The 15,123-nt window shown below is 42.7% G+C and carries 17 protein-coding genes; 14 read left to right on the top strand and 3 right to left on the bottom strand.

What is annotated here, in order from left to right; all coding sequences use genetic code 11:
- Positions 1–80 precede the first annotated feature (80 nt).
- From PCY07_RS01775 to PCY07_RS01740, 8 genes are all read left to right on the top strand, one after another.
- Positions 81–485 carry a PaaI family thioesterase gene (locus tag PCY07_RS01775; RefSeq protein WP_003016342.1) on the top strand — a complete coding sequence of 135 codons (405 nt, stop codon included), beginning with the start codon at positions 81–83 and terminating at the stop codon, positions 483–485.
- Entirely contained in the window at positions 460–1,212 is a 753-nt protein-coding gene (locus tag PCY07_RS01770) for an HAD family hydrolase (protein WP_301355040.1), read from the top strand. Before PCY07_RS01775 ends, PCY07_RS01770 begins: the two co-directional genes overlap by 26 nt.
- 127 nt (positions 1,213–1,339) lie before the next feature.
- Positions 1,340–1,675: a zinc ribbon domain-containing protein YjdM gene (locus PCY07_RS01765; RefSeq protein WP_003016288.1), complete on the top strand. Its 336-nt coding sequence runs from the start codon at positions 1,340–1,342 to the stop codon at positions 1,673–1,675.
- A gap of 44 nt (positions 1,676–1,719) precedes the next feature.
- Positions 1,720–2,355: a Pr6Pr family membrane protein gene (locus tag PCY07_RS01760; RefSeq protein ID WP_301355041.1), complete on the top strand. Its 636-nt coding sequence runs from the start codon at positions 1,720–1,722 to the stop codon at positions 2,353–2,355.
- Between the two features lie 261 nt (positions 2,356–2,616).
- A complete protein-coding gene (pyrR, locus tag PCY07_RS01755; RefSeq protein WP_003001719.1) occupies positions 2,617–3,135 on the top strand; it encodes a bifunctional pyr operon transcriptional regulator/uracil phosphoribosyltransferase PyrR in 519 nt (172 codons plus the stop codon).
- Positions 3,136–3,181: 46 nt separating this feature from the next.
- A complete protein-coding gene (locus tag PCY07_RS01750) occupies positions 3,182–4,105 on the top strand; it encodes an aspartate carbamoyltransferase catalytic subunit (RefSeq protein ID WP_045764031.1) in 924 nt (307 codons plus the stop codon).
- 124 nt (positions 4,106–4,229) lie between these two features.
- Positions 4,230–5,321, top strand: coding sequence for a carbamoyl phosphate synthase small subunit (locus PCY07_RS01745; protein WP_049488077.1), 1,092 nt, complete (start codon positions 4,230–4,232; stop codon positions 5,319–5,321).
- Entirely contained in the window at positions 5,318–7,057 is a 1,740-nt protein-coding gene (locus tag PCY07_RS01740; RefSeq protein WP_301355042.1) for a carbamoyl-phosphate synthase large subunit, read from the top strand. The genes PCY07_RS01745 and PCY07_RS01740 overlap by 4 nt, the downstream gene beginning before the upstream one ends.
- A 37-nt stretch (positions 7,058–7,094) precedes the next feature.
- On the opposite strand, the gene pepT is transcribed toward PCY07_RS01740, so the two are convergent.
- The 3 genes from pepT to PCY07_RS01725 are packed head-to-tail and all read right to left on the bottom strand — an operon-like array spanning position 7,095 to position 9,891.
- A complete protein-coding gene (gene pepT / locus PCY07_RS01735) occupies positions 7,095–8,315 on the bottom strand; it encodes a peptidase T (RefSeq protein WP_301355043.1) in 1,221 nt (406 codons plus the stop codon).
- A gap of 2 nt (positions 8,316–8,317) precedes the next feature.
- Positions 8,318–9,139: a Cof-type HAD-IIB family hydrolase gene (locus PCY07_RS01730; protein ID WP_301355044.1), complete on the bottom strand. Its 822-nt coding sequence runs from the start codon at positions 9,137–9,139 to the stop codon at positions 8,318–8,320.
- Complete coding sequence (locus PCY07_RS01725) at positions 9,136–9,891, bottom strand: XRE family transcriptional regulator (protein ID WP_049488069.1); 756 nt, start codon at positions 9,889–9,891, stop codon at positions 9,136–9,138. Before PCY07_RS01725 ends, PCY07_RS01730 begins: the two co-directional genes overlap by 4 nt.
- A gap of 195 nt (positions 9,892–10,086) precedes the next feature.
- Here PCY07_RS01725 and PCY07_RS01720 point away from each other — a divergent pair, with 195 nt between their 5' ends.
- The 6 genes from PCY07_RS01720 to rpsP all read left to right on the top strand — a co-directional run bounded on the left by PCY07_RS01720 (position 10,087) and on the right by rpsP (position 15,104).
- The gene (locus PCY07_RS01720) at positions 10,087–10,524 is read left to right on the top strand and encodes a GNAT family N-acetyltransferase (protein WP_301355045.1); all 438 of its coding nucleotides are present in this window, start codon (positions 10,087–10,089) and stop codon (positions 10,522–10,524) included.
- Between the two features lie 66 nt (positions 10,525–10,590).
- Positions 10,591–12,417 (top strand): translation elongation factor 4, encoded by a 1,827-nt coding sequence (gene lepA, locus PCY07_RS01715; RefSeq protein WP_049517723.1) that lies wholly within the window; start codon positions 10,591–10,593, stop codon positions 12,415–12,417.
- A 154-nt stretch (positions 12,418–12,571) separates the two neighbouring features.
- A complete protein-coding gene (locus PCY07_RS01710) occupies positions 12,572–13,216 on the top strand; it encodes a hypothetical protein (protein ID WP_301355046.1) in 645 nt (214 codons plus the stop codon).
- A gap of 308 nt (positions 13,217–13,524) precedes the next feature.
- Positions 13,525–14,019 (top strand): YkgJ family cysteine cluster protein, encoded by a 495-nt coding sequence (locus PCY07_RS01705; protein WP_003016346.1) that lies wholly within the window; start codon positions 13,525–13,527, stop codon positions 14,017–14,019.
- Entirely contained in the window at positions 14,019–14,708 is a 690-nt protein-coding gene (locus PCY07_RS01700; RefSeq protein ID WP_301355047.1) for a YjjG family noncanonical pyrimidine nucleotidase, read from the top strand. The genes PCY07_RS01705 and PCY07_RS01700 overlap by 1 nt, the downstream gene beginning before the upstream one ends.
- A 123-nt stretch (positions 14,709–14,831) precedes the next feature.
- Positions 14,832–15,104 carry a 30S ribosomal protein S16 gene (gene rpsP, locus PCY07_RS01695; protein ID WP_003001745.1) on the top strand — a complete coding sequence of 91 codons (273 nt, stop codon included), beginning with the start codon at positions 14,832–14,834 and terminating at the stop codon, positions 15,102–15,104.
- Positions 15,105–15,123: the final 19 nt, after the last annotated feature.

Raw genomic sequence — 15,123 nt, 5'->3', positions numbered from 1 at the left:
ATTGCCCCTTTGCTTGTATCTGCTTCTTAATTGTAGTATGATAGAGGAGTTGAAAAGATGCTAGAAAAGGTGGCAAGTATATGAAAGATTTTCACTTTGATGCAATTGCTGCATTTGAAAATTACGAAATCGAAAAGATGAGAGATGGCCATGTGGTGGTGACAACCAAGGTCGTGGAATCATCGCTCAATTATTATGGAAATGCGCATGGAGGCTATCTCTTTACCCTGTGTGACCAAGTCAGTGGGTTGGTCGTGGTTTCTCAAGGGGTCGATGGGGTGACCTTGCAATCCTCGATTAATTACTTGAAAGCAGGGCGTCTGGGGGATGTCCTTACGATCCATGGCGAATGTGTCCACAGTGGACGGACGACTCGAGTTGTGGATGTCGATATTACCAATCAAGACGGTGCCAATGTCTGCAAGGCAACCTTTACGATGTTTGTTACGGGAGTAAGAGATGAATCCGCACAAGTACGCATTTAAAAACTATATTTTTGATTTTTATGGAACCTTGGTCGACATCGAAACCGATGAGTCGAGTCCCATTTTATGGGATACCATGGCTCAGATCTACCAATCCTACGGGGCAAGCTACACAGGAGAAGGTCTTCGCCTACGTTATAGAGAGTTGGTGCAACAAGCCGAAGAAGACTTGGCTAAGGAAAAACAAGTTGCCTACCCAGAGATTGATCTAACGGTCATTTTTGTGCAATTGTATTTAGAAGGTCATCCAAGTGGGGATAGTGTTGCCCACCTCAAAGAGTGGGGACGTTTGATTGCACGGACTTTCCGTGTCCTTTCTCGCAAACGGTTGGAGCTTTATCTTCATACGAAAGAAGTATTAGAGGATATGAAAGCTGCAGGTTGCCGAATCTTTCTCTTATCCAATGCCCAAGCAGATTTTACCAATCCGGAGATTGATTTGGTTGGTTTGAGAGAACTTTTCCATGCCATTTACTTGTCATCTGATGCAGGTATTCGCAAACCTCAGCCAGAGTTTCTCTTGGAAGTGATGAAAGAACACCAGTTGAACCCTGAGAAAACGGTCATGGTGGGGAATGACTTTACGACAGATGTCGCTGTTGCCCAAAGTATCGGGATGGAGAGTATCTTGATCAATACCTTCCCATACTCTGAAGCTGAACTGCGCGAGAAGAATCAAGCAAGCGTGCGCGTGATTCGAGATATTCAAGAATTGCAGGAAGATTGAAAATATCATCCATGTAGGGAGGCCAAGTTGCCTCCTTTTTTCTTGAAAATGCTACAGTAGAACAGGATTTGTCAAATTTTCGCTTTCATGGTATACTATGAAAGTTAATTTGAATAAGGAGATAAAAATGAATAACTTACCAAACTGTCCAAAATGTAACTCTGAATACGTCTATGAAGATGGAGCGCTCTTGGTGTGCCCAGAGTGTGCGTATGAATGGAACCCAGCTGAGGTCGAAGAAGAAGAGGGTGTCGTAGCGATTGACGCCAACGGAAACAAATTGGCTGATGGCGATACGGTGACCTTGATCAAAGATTTGAAAGTGAAGGGTGCACCGAAAGATTTGAAACAAGGTACGCGCGTGAAAAACATCCGTATCGTGGAAGGAGACCACAACATCGATTGTAAGATTGATGGCTTTGGTGCAATGAAGCTCAAATCAGAATTTGTGAAGAAAATCTAAAGAAAAGAAGAAGGGCCTAGCCCCTTTTCTTTCAGGAGAATACTATGAAATTCAAACTATTATTTAGCTATCGTTTTCTATTGTTTATCTTAAGTGTACTCGGCGTTTACCTGCAACTGACCAAGCATGGTGGCTTTGGCATGATGCTCTATTACACCATTTTATCCAACATGTTGGTCATGTTCTTTATGGGAGACATGGTTTGGCGCATGGTTCGAGGTCGTTCGACCCAGACTCAGGGCTACCTTCGTATGAAAGGCGCAGTGACTATGGCTATTATGATTACCTTTGTCATCTACCACTTTATGTTGGCGCCTCTTGCGACACCAGAGAAGTTTTATCGTTTGGAAAACTTCCTTTGTCATTACATCGTTCCTTTGATGTTCTTCTTTGATACCCTAGTGATTGATAAAGCCAAGCAATATCGCAAGCTCGATCCCTTCCTTTGGACCTTGATTCCCCTTGCTTATATGCTCTTTGCCCTTCTCAATGGATTGGTCTTGAAGTGGCCAATTCCAGGTGCAAAAGATAGTCCCTTTGCCTATTTCTTTATTAATGTTAATAAATACGGCTGGGGCTTTGTTGGCAAATGGGTAGTGATCATCTTTATCGCCTACCTCTTGGCTGGCTATGTGCTCTATGGAATCAAAAATATCAAGCGGAAATCGGCTGTTTCTTAGTAAAAACCGAACATTATTCGGACGAAAAGTCATGTTTTTAAATTTTTTTGAAAAATGTTGAGTTTTTTCTTGCATGTCGTTTGAAACTGTGATATAGTTATCTCAATTAAATAAATCCTTTAATCCTGTCCCGTGAGGCAGGCAAGGAGACTGTGAAAAACAATGGCTAGGACATAGGGCGAGACTCCATCCTCTTAGACCATTCATTTGCTGAACCTCCTTGAAAAAGGAGGTTTTTCTTTTACAACTAAGGAGGACTGAATGAAAACCAAAGAAGTCGTTGATGATTTGACGATGAAACGGGCCATTACCCGGATCACCTACGAAATCATTGAACGAAACAAAGATTTAAGCCAGATTGTGCTGGTGGGGATCAAGACGCGTGGTGTTTACATCGCTCGCCGGATCCAAGAACGCCTCTCTCAGCTGGAACAAATCGATGTCCCTGTAGCAGAACTAGATACCAAGCCTTTCCGAGATGACATGAAGGCGACAGAAGATACGACGGTCTTACCAGTTGATATCGCTCATAGAGAAGTCATTTTGATCGATGATGTCCTCTATACAGGTCGCACGATACGCGCTGCCATTGACAATCTGGTCAGTCACGGTCGTCCTGCTCGAGTGAGTCTTGCGGTTCTCGTCGACCGTGGGCATCGGGAGTTGCCGATTCGTCCGGACTTTGTTGGGAAAAATATCCCGACAAGTAAGTCAGAGGAAATCATTGTCGAGATGGTGGAGCTAGACGGTCAAGACCGCGTCCTCATCAAAGAAGCTTAAACAAATTGTAAACTATTTGCATTCATATTATAAAAGGAGAATCAACATGTCTGAAAATCAAATCGCTCTTAAAAACCTTGTCTCAATGGAAACTCTTACCAATGAAGAAGTAATGGCATTGATCAAACGTGGGATTGAGTTCAAAAACGGAGCTAAAGTAGCCTACGAAGACCAACACATCATCTCAAACCTTTTCTTTGAACCTTCAACTCGTACCCACAAAGCCTTTGAAGTGGCAGAGTTGAAATTGGGATGTGATCTCCTTGACTTTGATGTGAAGACAAGCTCTGTGAACAAAGGGGAAACACTTTACGATACCATCTTGACCATGTCAGCTCTTGGTGTAGATGTCTGCGTCATCCGTCACCCTGAAGTGGACTACTACAAAGAATTGGTTGAAAGCCCAACGATCACAGCATCTATTGTCAATGGGGGGGACGGTTCAGGTCAACACCCAAGCCAAAGCTTGCTTGATTTGATGACCATCTACCAAGAATTCGGTCACTTTGATGGCTTGAAAGTTTGTATCGCTGGGGACTTGGATCACTCACGTGTGGCAAAATCAAATATGCAAATCTTGAAACGTTTGGGAGCAACTCTTTACTTTGCAGGTCCAGACGAATGGAGAAGTGCGGAATTTGAAGACTATGGAACTTTCGTCACTATCGATGAAGTAATTGAAGAAGTGGATGTGATGATGTTCTTGCGTGTACAACACGAACGTCATGATTACGAATCACTCTTCTCTAAAGAAAACTACCACCGTCTTCATGGTTTGACACAAGAACGTTATGACCGTATGAAAGATACTGCGATCTTGATGCACCCAGCACCAGTCAACCGTGACGTTGAAATTGCGGACCATTTGGTAGAAGCACCAAAATCACGCATCGTAGAACAAATGACCAACGGAGTCTTTGTCCGTATGGCCATCATTGAAGCCGTTCTTAAAGGTCGCGGTGCAAAATAAGATAACTGACAATTCATTGAAAGGAAAGAAAGAGGACAGAGTAGATAGCTACATGGAATCTGACTTTCCTTTTTTTGAGGAACTATGATAAAATTGGATTAGAATAAAAGAAGGGAGGGGTTCGATGAAACGATTATTGGTCCTAGAGAATGGGACTGTATTTGAAGGAGAAGCCTTTGGTGCAGACCTATATGTGACTGGTGAGTTGGTCTTTACCACAGCCATGACAGGTTATCAAGAATTGATCACGGATCAGGCTTTTAGTGGCCAGATTCTCTCCTTTACCTTCCCGGTTATTGGCGCAGCAGGGATCAATCGGGATGATTCTGAATCCATTACACCTACTTGTTTGGCAGTAGTGGTTCAGCATCTGGTGGAGATGCCGAGCAATTGGCGGCAGCAGATGACCTTGGATGAATTCTTGAAGCGAAAAAAAATCCCTGGTATTGTAGGGATTGATACGAGACAAGTGGCAAAAATTGTCCGCAAGTATGGACGGATGAAGGCGACTGTCATTAACAAGGGGGATTCGATCGAGCATATCCTGGATCAGTTGCGAGCGACAGTTCTTCCCAAAGACCAAGTGCGTCAAGTCTCGACAAAAACGGCCTATGCTGTACCAGGTTTTGGAAAGAGTATTGCCTTGATTGATTTAGGGGTTAAGCACTCTGTCTTACGCCAGCTGAGTCAAAGGGACTGTAATGTAACGGTCTATCCCTATGACATCTCTTATGATGAACTGATGGAACAGCAGCCCGATGGCGTTATTTTATCCAGTGGGCCTGGCGATCCCCATCAGGTGAAAAAACTCTGCCGCTTGATCAAAAAGCTCAATGGTCAGATTCCAATCTGGGGCATGGGCTTGGGAGCCCAGCTGCTGGCTCAAGCATACGGGGCTGAGCTAGCTCCCATGGAAGTCGGTCATTTCGGTTTAAATATTCCTGTACGTGAAATTGCGACAGGAAAAATCGAGATAACTAGTCAAAATCACTTGTATAGTATCGCACGCGATAGCCTGCCCCATGATTTGTTGGTCACGCATGAAAACGTCAATGACCATAGTATTGAAGCTTTTCGCCATCGTTACCAACCGATTTTAGGGGTTCAATTCCAAGTGGATGCTAGTCCAGGGCCAAGGGAAAATCTCTATTTTTACGATGAATTTTTAGAGTTGATTGATGCCAAAATTCACGAAAGTAGAAGGGAGAAGGAATGATGAAACAAAACCAGAAATTGCTTCTCCTGTGTGGAGATTCTTATCAGGATATTAGCCTTTTGGCTGCGGTAAACGAAGCACAAAAACTGAATGCCAAGAATGGAAATGCTCTTGTCCTTTACTTGGGCGAAGGAAATGCTATTACCCAAGAAGCTGCAGATATGGTTGTAGTTAGTAAGCTCAAGCTGGATGCTCTTAGAACGACTCTTCTTTCTTATACAGGATCCCGCTTGCTCCTAGCTTTTGCGGATAAACAGATTTTAAATCTCTTGTTCCGATTGGAAGAAACTGGATTTTTCAAAGAAGCATCGATCATGATTGTCGGTCCGAGTCTTCAACGCTACCGGACCTTTTATCAGCAGGCGGATCAACGACGCCTCTTTCAAGAGTTGGGCTATCAGGTACCCGCTTCCGCACTGGTTGGTTCGGTTCGCGAAGCCATCGAGTTTTCTGAAGGCATTCAATTTCCTATTATGATCTGGCCGGTAGCGAGTAAGCAAGGGCAGGGGCGAAAGATTGCTCATAACCTGGATGACTTGTGCGAAGCAGTAGAAACAGGACTTTCAGTCTCTCCAAGTCAGCAGTGTTTGCTAGAATTTTCGACCTATGGCTTTAAGGAATTGGATTTTGTCGTCATGCGGGATCGCGAAGACAATCACTACCTGGCGGCCTCTATTGAAAGCATTGATCCTGTCGGGATCCACTCTAGTGACTCTTATCAATTTATGCCAGTGGTCACCCTGACTGACCGGGAGTTTCAAAATCTTCGTGAAGCAGCAATCCACATTAGTCGCTATTTGAAGCTGACAGGAGCCATTTCGATCAAGTTTGCTCTTGATCCAACGAGCTATGCTTTTTATATCCTAGAAGTTAACCCATTTGCTTCAGACAGTATCTCGATGGCCTCTATGGGCTTGGGCTATTCCTTGTTTGAGCAAGGAGTTCAGTTACAATTAGGGCGCTCTCTCGAGCATTTGCCTCACCCCTTATTAAAGGATCTAAAGGCTGTTTACGAACCAAGTTTGGACTATATCTTCTTTAAGATCCCGATTTTTTCTGATGCTGCTAAAAATGCCCGCCTCAATACCCAAATTCACTCTTATGGGGCAGTTTATGGCTTTGGGAAGAGAATCGATGAAGCATATCAACAAGCCCTAGAAACCATTAAAGATAAAAACTTGCTGACCATCCTTCCTGAGGAAATGAGCGATGATGAATTAATCCAGAAAATTGCTCGTCATATGCCCCACCGGCTCTTCTATATCTTAGAAGCCTTGAAACGTGGTTTTGAGTTTGAGGAACTCTTGGATTTGAGTAAATTAGCATCTGTCTATTTGCAGGTCCTAGCCAACCTTGTAGCAATGGAAAAAGCAGCAGAAGTTGCAACAAGCCCAGGCTTTCTTCCGGTTGAGCCATCAGCTGGCTTATATGAGGTCAAAACGGGAGCAGCCTATTATCTGACCCAGAATGGAACCAATGAATCATTGGCTTTGGACGCTGCTTGTGTCTTGGTGGATGATCTAGAAATCTGTGATGAGTATTTTTACCAAAAGGTCAGAAAGCAGGTGAAAGAGCTGAAAGAAAAAGGACAACAGGTGATCTTACTCACAAATCGTCCTTTTACAGAATCTTTGGCAGATAAAGTCTATTATCTTCCTATCAATGAGACAAGCCTTCACCTGATTCAGACCATTGATCAGGTCAAAGATATTGTCAAGCTTTCTAATCTACAATAAAGGATCCGGACAATCAATCCGAATCCTTTTTTGTTTCTTATTTTTTGGTCACAATACCGATAATGGTATCAACTGCGCGTTCCATGGTTTGGAGGCTAACGTATTCAAAGCGACCATGCATATTTTCTCCACCGGCAAAGATATTTGGTGTTGGAATCCCCATAAAGGAAATTTTAGATCCATCTGTACCACCGCGGATCGGTTCAATGATTGGAGTGATTCCAAGATCTTCCATGACTTCCTTAGCAAGGGTAATCGGTGTCATATCTTTTTCAATCACTTGCTTCATGTTATAGTACTGGTCTTTGAGGGTGAGGAGAATGCGTTCACTACCGAGTTCCGCATTCATCTGATCGGCAATAGATTTCATGAGGTCTTTGCGTTTTTCAAAACTTTCAGTTTCAAAGTCCCGAATGATGTAGCTGGCACTTGCTTCCTCGACAGTTCCATCGATGTTCATCAAGTGGTAGAAGCCTTCATAGCCTTCGGTTAATTCTGGACGTGCTCCTTCAGGGAGTTTGTTATGGAAATCAATGGCCAATTGAAGAGCGTTGATCATTTGACCTTTGGCTGTACCTGGGTGGACATTGCGTCCTTTGAAGGTAATTTCAGCTCCAGCTGCTGAGAAGGTTTCGTATTGAAGCTCTCCAAGAGGACCACCATCAACAGTATAGGCAAAATCTACATCGAAATCCTCTGCATCAAATTGATCTGCGCCGACTCCGATTTCTTCATCTGGACCAAAGCCAACACGGATTTCTCCGTGTTTGATTTCAGGATGAGCTGTCAGGTATTCAATAGCTGTCATGATTTCAGCGATACCTGACTTATCGTCTGCACCCAGAAGAGTAGTACCGTCCGTTGTGATCAAGGTTTGTCCCTTGTAGTTATTCAAATGAGCAAAATCGGCTGGATCGAGTGTGAAACCAGAGTCACCAAGGGCAATGACACCCCCATCATAATTCTCAACGATTTGTGGATTGACATTTTCGGCATTGAAGTCAGCGGTATCCATGTGAGAGATAAATCCAATCTTGCGTGTAAAGCTTGGATCATTAGCTGGAAGTGTTCCAATAGCATAGCCGTTTGGTAAATAGTAGACGTTTTGAAGCCCCACGCGTTTCATCTCAGGGATCAAAACGTTTGTTGCAAAATCAACTTGTGATTGGGTACTTGGAGTGGTTGTAGAATTCTCGTCTGAACGTGTGTTAACCTTTACATAGGTAATAAAACGGTCCAACAAATTTGCGTATTTCATGATCATTCTCCTTTTTCAGTTTCAATTAATTTGTGAATAGCATGTGCCACGCCATCTTCATCATTGGTCAGGGTGATGAAGTCTGCGATTTCCTTGACAGCAGCATTGCCATTTCCCATAGCAACGCTGTAACCAGCAAAACGTAGCATTTCAAGGTCATTATTGGCATCTCCAAGAGCCATAACCTGCTCTCTGCTGTAGCCTAATGTTTGACTTAATGCCTGAAGAGCAGAAGCCTTACTCGCGCCTTTTGGCAGAATTTCAAACAAGATATCCTGTGAACGTACGGTGTTAAAATCGGCTTCTAATGCAGTCTCGTACTGAGCTTGGAAGGCATCAATAGCAGAAGGATCTCCTACGTACATGGCTTGAAAAATAGGGAGGTAATTTGGTAGATCTTCTAATGAAATAGGTGTTGGTTTATAGTTAACAATACCCGCATCCATCGTGACAAGTTCACTAGCTTCAGGTGCGACCACTAGGTAGTGATCCATATCAAATAAGGTTAGCTGGACGTCTGTATCTTCCATTAAAACTTGCAAGCGGTGCATGTCCTCAAGGCTCAATTCTTCCTTGCCAATGATTTCCCAATTCTGAGTAGACAAGGTTGTACACCCATTATTGATAATCATATAGTAGTTGCCATCCGGAAGTCCAATCTCTTCAAAGATAGGACGGACCCCCGCTAAGGGACGCCCCGTACAGATCACAATGTCATAGCCGGCTTCATGGGCCCGGTGAAGAGCTTCAATATTGCCTTTAGAGAGAGACTTATCCTCATGCAAGAGGGTTCCATCCAAGTCAATCGCAATTAATTTAATCATTTGATTTCCTCCAAATCAAGAGGAACAAAGCCATCAATCACTTTTCCAATCACCCCAGGTTCCTCATCTAGTGGAATGATTTGATCACTATATTTCTTATTGAGGGAAACCAGTCGAATACCGTTGGCCTCACGAAATACCCGTTTGATCAACGTTTGCCCATCAAAATCAATGGCATAAATAGCCCCTGCTTGATCGTAATAGGTTTGCTTGATTAACACAACGGCCCCTTTTACGTATTTAGGCTCGAGGGAATCCGTATGAATCCAAAAAGCCAAATCGTAAGGAATCTTTTGATCAAACCAGACGATATCTGCTTGTTTCTGATTTTGGTAAGCTGCAAAAGAATCATAGACAGAATAAGAGTGGTATTGCTTTTCAATTTTCTGTCTTTCTTTCTGATGGGTCAAGAGACTCTTTCCGTAAGAAAGAAGATTTTCTTGATTTCCTTCATCGAGCTGTTTATACAATCGTTCAATCTCTGAATCAATGACCACAAAATCATTGCGCAATCGAGGGTCAATATCAGCAACTGCTACCTGGAAAAAGGCTGCAATCTTCTCTAAATTTTCAGGAACGGGAAGAGAAGTTCCTTTTACATATCCAGTCAGGGTACTTGCAGGGATTCCAGTAATACGAGATAATTCGATCTGTTTTTTTCCTTGTTCTTTCAGTAATTCTCTGATTTTTTCCGATATAATCCGTAATGCCTCTTTGTCTTGAGGGCTTGCCTTTCCACGACCTCTGGCCAACCTACTCACCTCCTTGTATTTACCCTTACTATTATAATGAATTAAATCGAAAAAGTAAATAGAAATCCCTGAAAAATGCGAAAAAAGATGAATTTGATCTAAATCGGATTTTCTTTTTAAATTTTATTTGGTATTCCTTTACTTTTTGAGGAAAAAGGTCTAAGATAAAACCAAAGAGTTCATGGAGGTGGAGCTATGATTCGTACCGTTCAAGTCAAAGATGCAGGTCAAATTAGAGATTTATGTCACCAAGCATTGGGGTATAATTCGACCCTTGAGACAGTGGCAGCTCAGATTGATAAATTTAATTCGCCAGATTCGGATCATTTTTGCTTTGTTTATGAAGAGGACCAAACAGGAAATATTCTTGGTTATGTGGAGGCAGAAGTTTATGAAAGCCTCTATAGTGACGCCGGTCTGAATATTTTGGGTCTAGCGGTTTTTCCATCTGCTCAAGGACGTGGGATCGGTCGCCAATTGATGGAGCGAGTAGAAAATCTTGCCAAAAGCAAGCATTATGCTTTTATCCGTTTAAATTCTGCATCTCATCGAAAAGAAGCCCATATCTTTTACGAACACATAGGCTATGAGGGAAATAAAACGCAGAAGCGATTTTTGAAAATAATGAATTAAGATAGGCAAAGCCCTATCTTTTTTGTTATAATGAAGAGTACGATTAAATTTACTAGGAAGATGATTATGCCAAATTTTGAAGAATTAAAAAAACGACAAGAGAAGATTCGGAACTTCTCGATCATCGCCCATATTGACCATGGAAAGTCAACCTTGGCCGATCGAATTTTAGAAAAAACCGAAACCGTGTCTAGTCGGGAGATGCAAGCCCAACTCCTAGACAGTATGGACCTAGAGCGGGAACGTGGGATTACCATCAAGCTGAATGCCATCGAGTTGAACTACACGGCTAAAGATGGGGAAACCTATATCTTCCACTTGATTGACACACCAGGACACGTGGACTTTACCTATGAAGTTTCGCGGTCGCTCGCTGCCTGTGAGGGTGCCATTCTCGTAGTAGATGCCGCTCAAGGGATTGAAGCTCAGACCCTAGCCAATGTCTACTTAGCGCTGGACAATGATTTGGAAATCCTGCCAGTCATTAATAAGATTGACTTGCCAGCTGCAGATCCAGAACGGGTGCGCACAGAAATAGAAGATGTCATAGGTCTAGATGCTAGTGAGGCAGTCCTAGCTTCTGCCAAGGCTGGTATCGGGATTGAAGAAATTCTGGAGCAGATCGTTGAGAAAGTTCCAGCACCGACGGGGGATGTTGAAGCCCCTCTTCAAGCCTTGATCTTTGACTCCGTTTATGATGCCTATCGTGGGGTAATCCTTCAGGTCCGAGTGGTCAATGGAATGGTCAAACCAGGCGATAAGATCCAACTCATGAGCAATGGCAAGACCTTTGATGTCACGGAAGTTGGGATCTTTACTCCTAAAGCAGTTGGACGTGATTTCCTTGCGACGGGAGACGTTGGCTATATTGCGGCCTCTATCAAGACCGTTGCGGATACCCGTGTCGGGGATACGGTGACCCTAGCGACCAATCCAGCAAGCGAGCCACTACATGGATACAAGCAAATGAATCCAATGGTCTTTGCCGGTCTTTACCCAATCGAATCTAACAAATACAATGATCTTCGGGAAGCTTTGGAGAAGTTGCAATTGAATGACGCTAGTCTACAATTTGAACCAGAAACTTCTCAAGCTCTTGGATTTGGTTTCCGTTGTGGTTTTTTGGGACTTCTTCATATGGACGTTATCCAAGAGCGCTTGGAGCGCGAGTTCAACATTGACTTGATCATGACAGCACCGTCTGTAATCTACAAGGTCAATTTGACAGATGGAGAAGCACTGGATGTCTCCAACCCTTCTGAGTTTCCAGATCCAACCAAGATCGCTTCGATCGAAGAACCTTATGTCAAAGCACAAATCATGGTGCCGCAAGAGTTTGTCGGGGCTGTTATGGAATTAGCCCAACGCAAACGTGGAGATTTTGTGACCATGGATTACATCGATGAAAATCGGGTGAATGTCATCTATCAAATCCCACTTGCGGAAATTGTCTTTGATTTCTTTGATAAATTGAAATCCTCTACTCGTGGCTATGCGAGCTTTGACTATGAGTTGTCTGAATACCGTCCTTCTAAGTTGGTCAAAATGGATATCCTTCTCAATGGCGATACTGTCGACGCCCTCAGCTTTATCGTTCACAAGGATTTTGCCTATGAACGTGGTAAGTTGATCGTTGAGAAACTCAAGAAGATTATCCCTCGTCAACAGTTTGAAGTGCCTATCCAAGCAGCCATCGGTCATAAGATCGTGGCCCGTACAGATATCAAGGCCCTTCGTAAGAACGTCTTGGCCAAGTGTTATGGTGGGGACGTCTCACGGAAACGCAAGCTTCTTGAAAAACAAAAAGCTGGTAAGAAACGGATGAAAGCGATTGGATCTGTAGAAGTACCACAGGAAGCCTTCTTATCTGTCTTGTCAATGGATGAAGAATAACATTTAAAGTGCCTCAAAAGGGCACTTTTGTTTTAGGTTCGAAAGAAAAAGATTGAATTAGAAAGGTTGGATCAGATGTGACACTTATCCTATTTTAAAATACCCACATTCATGGTAGACTAGAAGAAAGAAACCGTTCTCAAGGAGGTTGAGTATGAAACACAAATTATTGGTCACATCACTGATGATTCTTTCTGCCTGCACATTAATGGCTTGCAGTCACACCACTAAAAAGGACACAGCAGCTTCTTCTACAAAAGAAAGTAGCAGCAAAGTCGAAAAGCAAACAAGCAGCTCTTCGTCAAAGGATACTTCTTTTACAAAGAAAAACACTCCCAGCCAATCAACCAAGCGAATTGGAAATGCAGATTATGGTTACATCGATATTCCAAGTAAATGGATCAAGTTCACGGATATCGATGGGACAGAAGCTGTCCAGTATACGGATGGTAGTGGCTATAATATTGTCACCTTGGACAGCTTTACGCGAGAGAAGGCAAAAGTCCCAGTTGATATTGAATTTAATGCAGAATTTTTAGCCAAGAAACTGGCTGTTATGTGGCAAGATAACCAGGATGTTGGAAAGATGACGGGAGCGCGGACTAAAGTCGCAGGTCTGGACGCTTACCAGCTTCAAATTGTCATGAAATCCGGTCAATATCTGATTACTTGGATCTTCCAGAAGGGTGAAAAAGTTTATACCATTTCTTTTGAAGGGGATGCAGAAACCTTGAAAACCTTTATCCCATACATCGAAGACACTTGGAGCCTAGACGGAACAGGTGCTGTAACGGATTGATGAAGAAGAAGCTTGGCTTAAACTATCCAGTCTTCGATGTTTGATAAGAATAACAGTATGACGCAGTGGTTGATTGGTATCTTTGTTCGCTTTTGTAGCTCCAAAGATAGCCTAATGAGGGAAACGAAGTTTCCTTTATCTACAACCTCCAACAGTCTCCCAGACTGTTGGAGGTATGCGGGGGTGGGAAGATTGAAAAGGTTTGGGGAACCTTTTCAACTCTTTGAATTTCTCGGAGTTCTGTCCCACTCCCTTTTTTACAGTCTTTGTGGTATAATCTTTCTATTGTTTAGAAGAGGAAATAGAGGATGACACAGGAAATTGATATTGAAAAATACCATCAGTTAGCCCTCCAAAAGCAAAAGGAGCACCGCAAGGTATTGACGAATCTCAAGAAGAAGCCACCTAAGAATTTAGATAAAATAGCGCAAGAAATCCACGATGAAGTTTTCCAAGAAATCGATTGTACGGCTTGTGCCAATTGCTGTAAAACCTTAGGGCCCGATTTTAAGGAAGCCGATATCACGCGGATCGCCAAATATTTCAAGATGAAGCTTCCTGCTTTTGAGGCAGAATTTCTTCAAGTTGACGAAGATGGGGACAAGGTTTTTAAATCCATGCCTTGCCCCTTTCTTGGTGGGGACAATCTCTGTTCCATCTACGATGTACGCCCAAAAGCTTGTCGGGAATTCCCTCACACCGATCGCAAGAAGATTTATCAGATCAACCATCTGACCATCAAGAATACCCTCACCTGTCCAGCGGCTTATTTATTTGTAGAAAAATTGAAGGATCGTTTGTAATGGCATATACATTTTTACTTTTTGATTTGGACCATACCTTGTTGAACTTTGAATCTGCTGAAGAAACAGCCTTGACGCAGATGTTAGAAGACATGAATTTTCCAGATATACAGGCCTTTAAGGATTACTACAAACCCATGAACCAAGGGCTTTGGAAGGATTTGGAACAAAAGAAATTAACTAAGCAAGAGCTCGTAGATAGTCGGTTTGCGATTGGGTTTGCTCACTTTGGGATTTCTGTTGATGGGGCTGAGATGGCTCTTCGCTACCAAGATTACATCAGTCTTCAGGGGCAATCTTTCCTAGGTGCGGAGGACTTACTGGCCCGACTTGAAAAAGCAGGTTACCAGCTCTATGGTGCAACGAACGGAGTGACTGCCATTCAAGAAGGACGCTTGGCCCATTCTACAATTGCTTCTTATTTTAAAGAGGTCTTTATCTCTGAGCAGCTTCATACTCAGAAACCAGAACCTGCATTTTTTGACAAAGTTGGCCAACTGATTCCAGGTTTTAGCAAGAAAAAGACCCTCATGATCGGAGATTCTTTGACGGCGGATATAGCAGGAGGAAATGCTGCGGGGATTGATACCGTCTGGTATAATCCTGATCACAAGAAAAATACCAGCCAAGTAGTGCCGACTTATACCGTTAGCAACTATCAAGAAATCGCCGATTTACTGATAAAATAAAAAATTTTAAATACTGTCAAGTTTTTTTCTTGACAGGTCTATAAAATGTGTTATAATAGATCATGTGCTAAATAGCTTGTCTATTTCACCGAAAATTAAATTATAGAAAAGAGACTTATAAAAATGGCAGTTAAAATTCGTTTGACTCGTATGGGTTCTAAGAAAAAACCTTACTACCGTATCAACGTAGCAGATTCACGTTCACCACGTGATGGACGTTTCATCGAAACAGTTGGAACTTACAATCCACTTGTTGAAGAAAACCAAGTAACTTTGAAAGAAGATCGCGTTCTTGCATGGTTGGCTGATGGAGCTCAACCTTCAGATACAGTTCGCAACATCCTTTCAAAAGCTGGTGTCTTGAAGAAATTCCACGATTCTAAATTCTCAAAATAATTTTTTAAGTAGGTTGATG

Origin of the sequence: Streptococcus sp. SP1 (assembly GCF_030440005.1) — a bacterium.
GTDB classification, from domain to species: domain Bacteria; phylum Bacillota; class Bacilli; order Lactobacillales; family Streptococcaceae; genus Streptococcus; species Streptococcus parasanguinis.
Note: the sequence above shows the minus strand (reverse complement) of the source record. Positions and strands in the feature narration are given on the sequence as shown.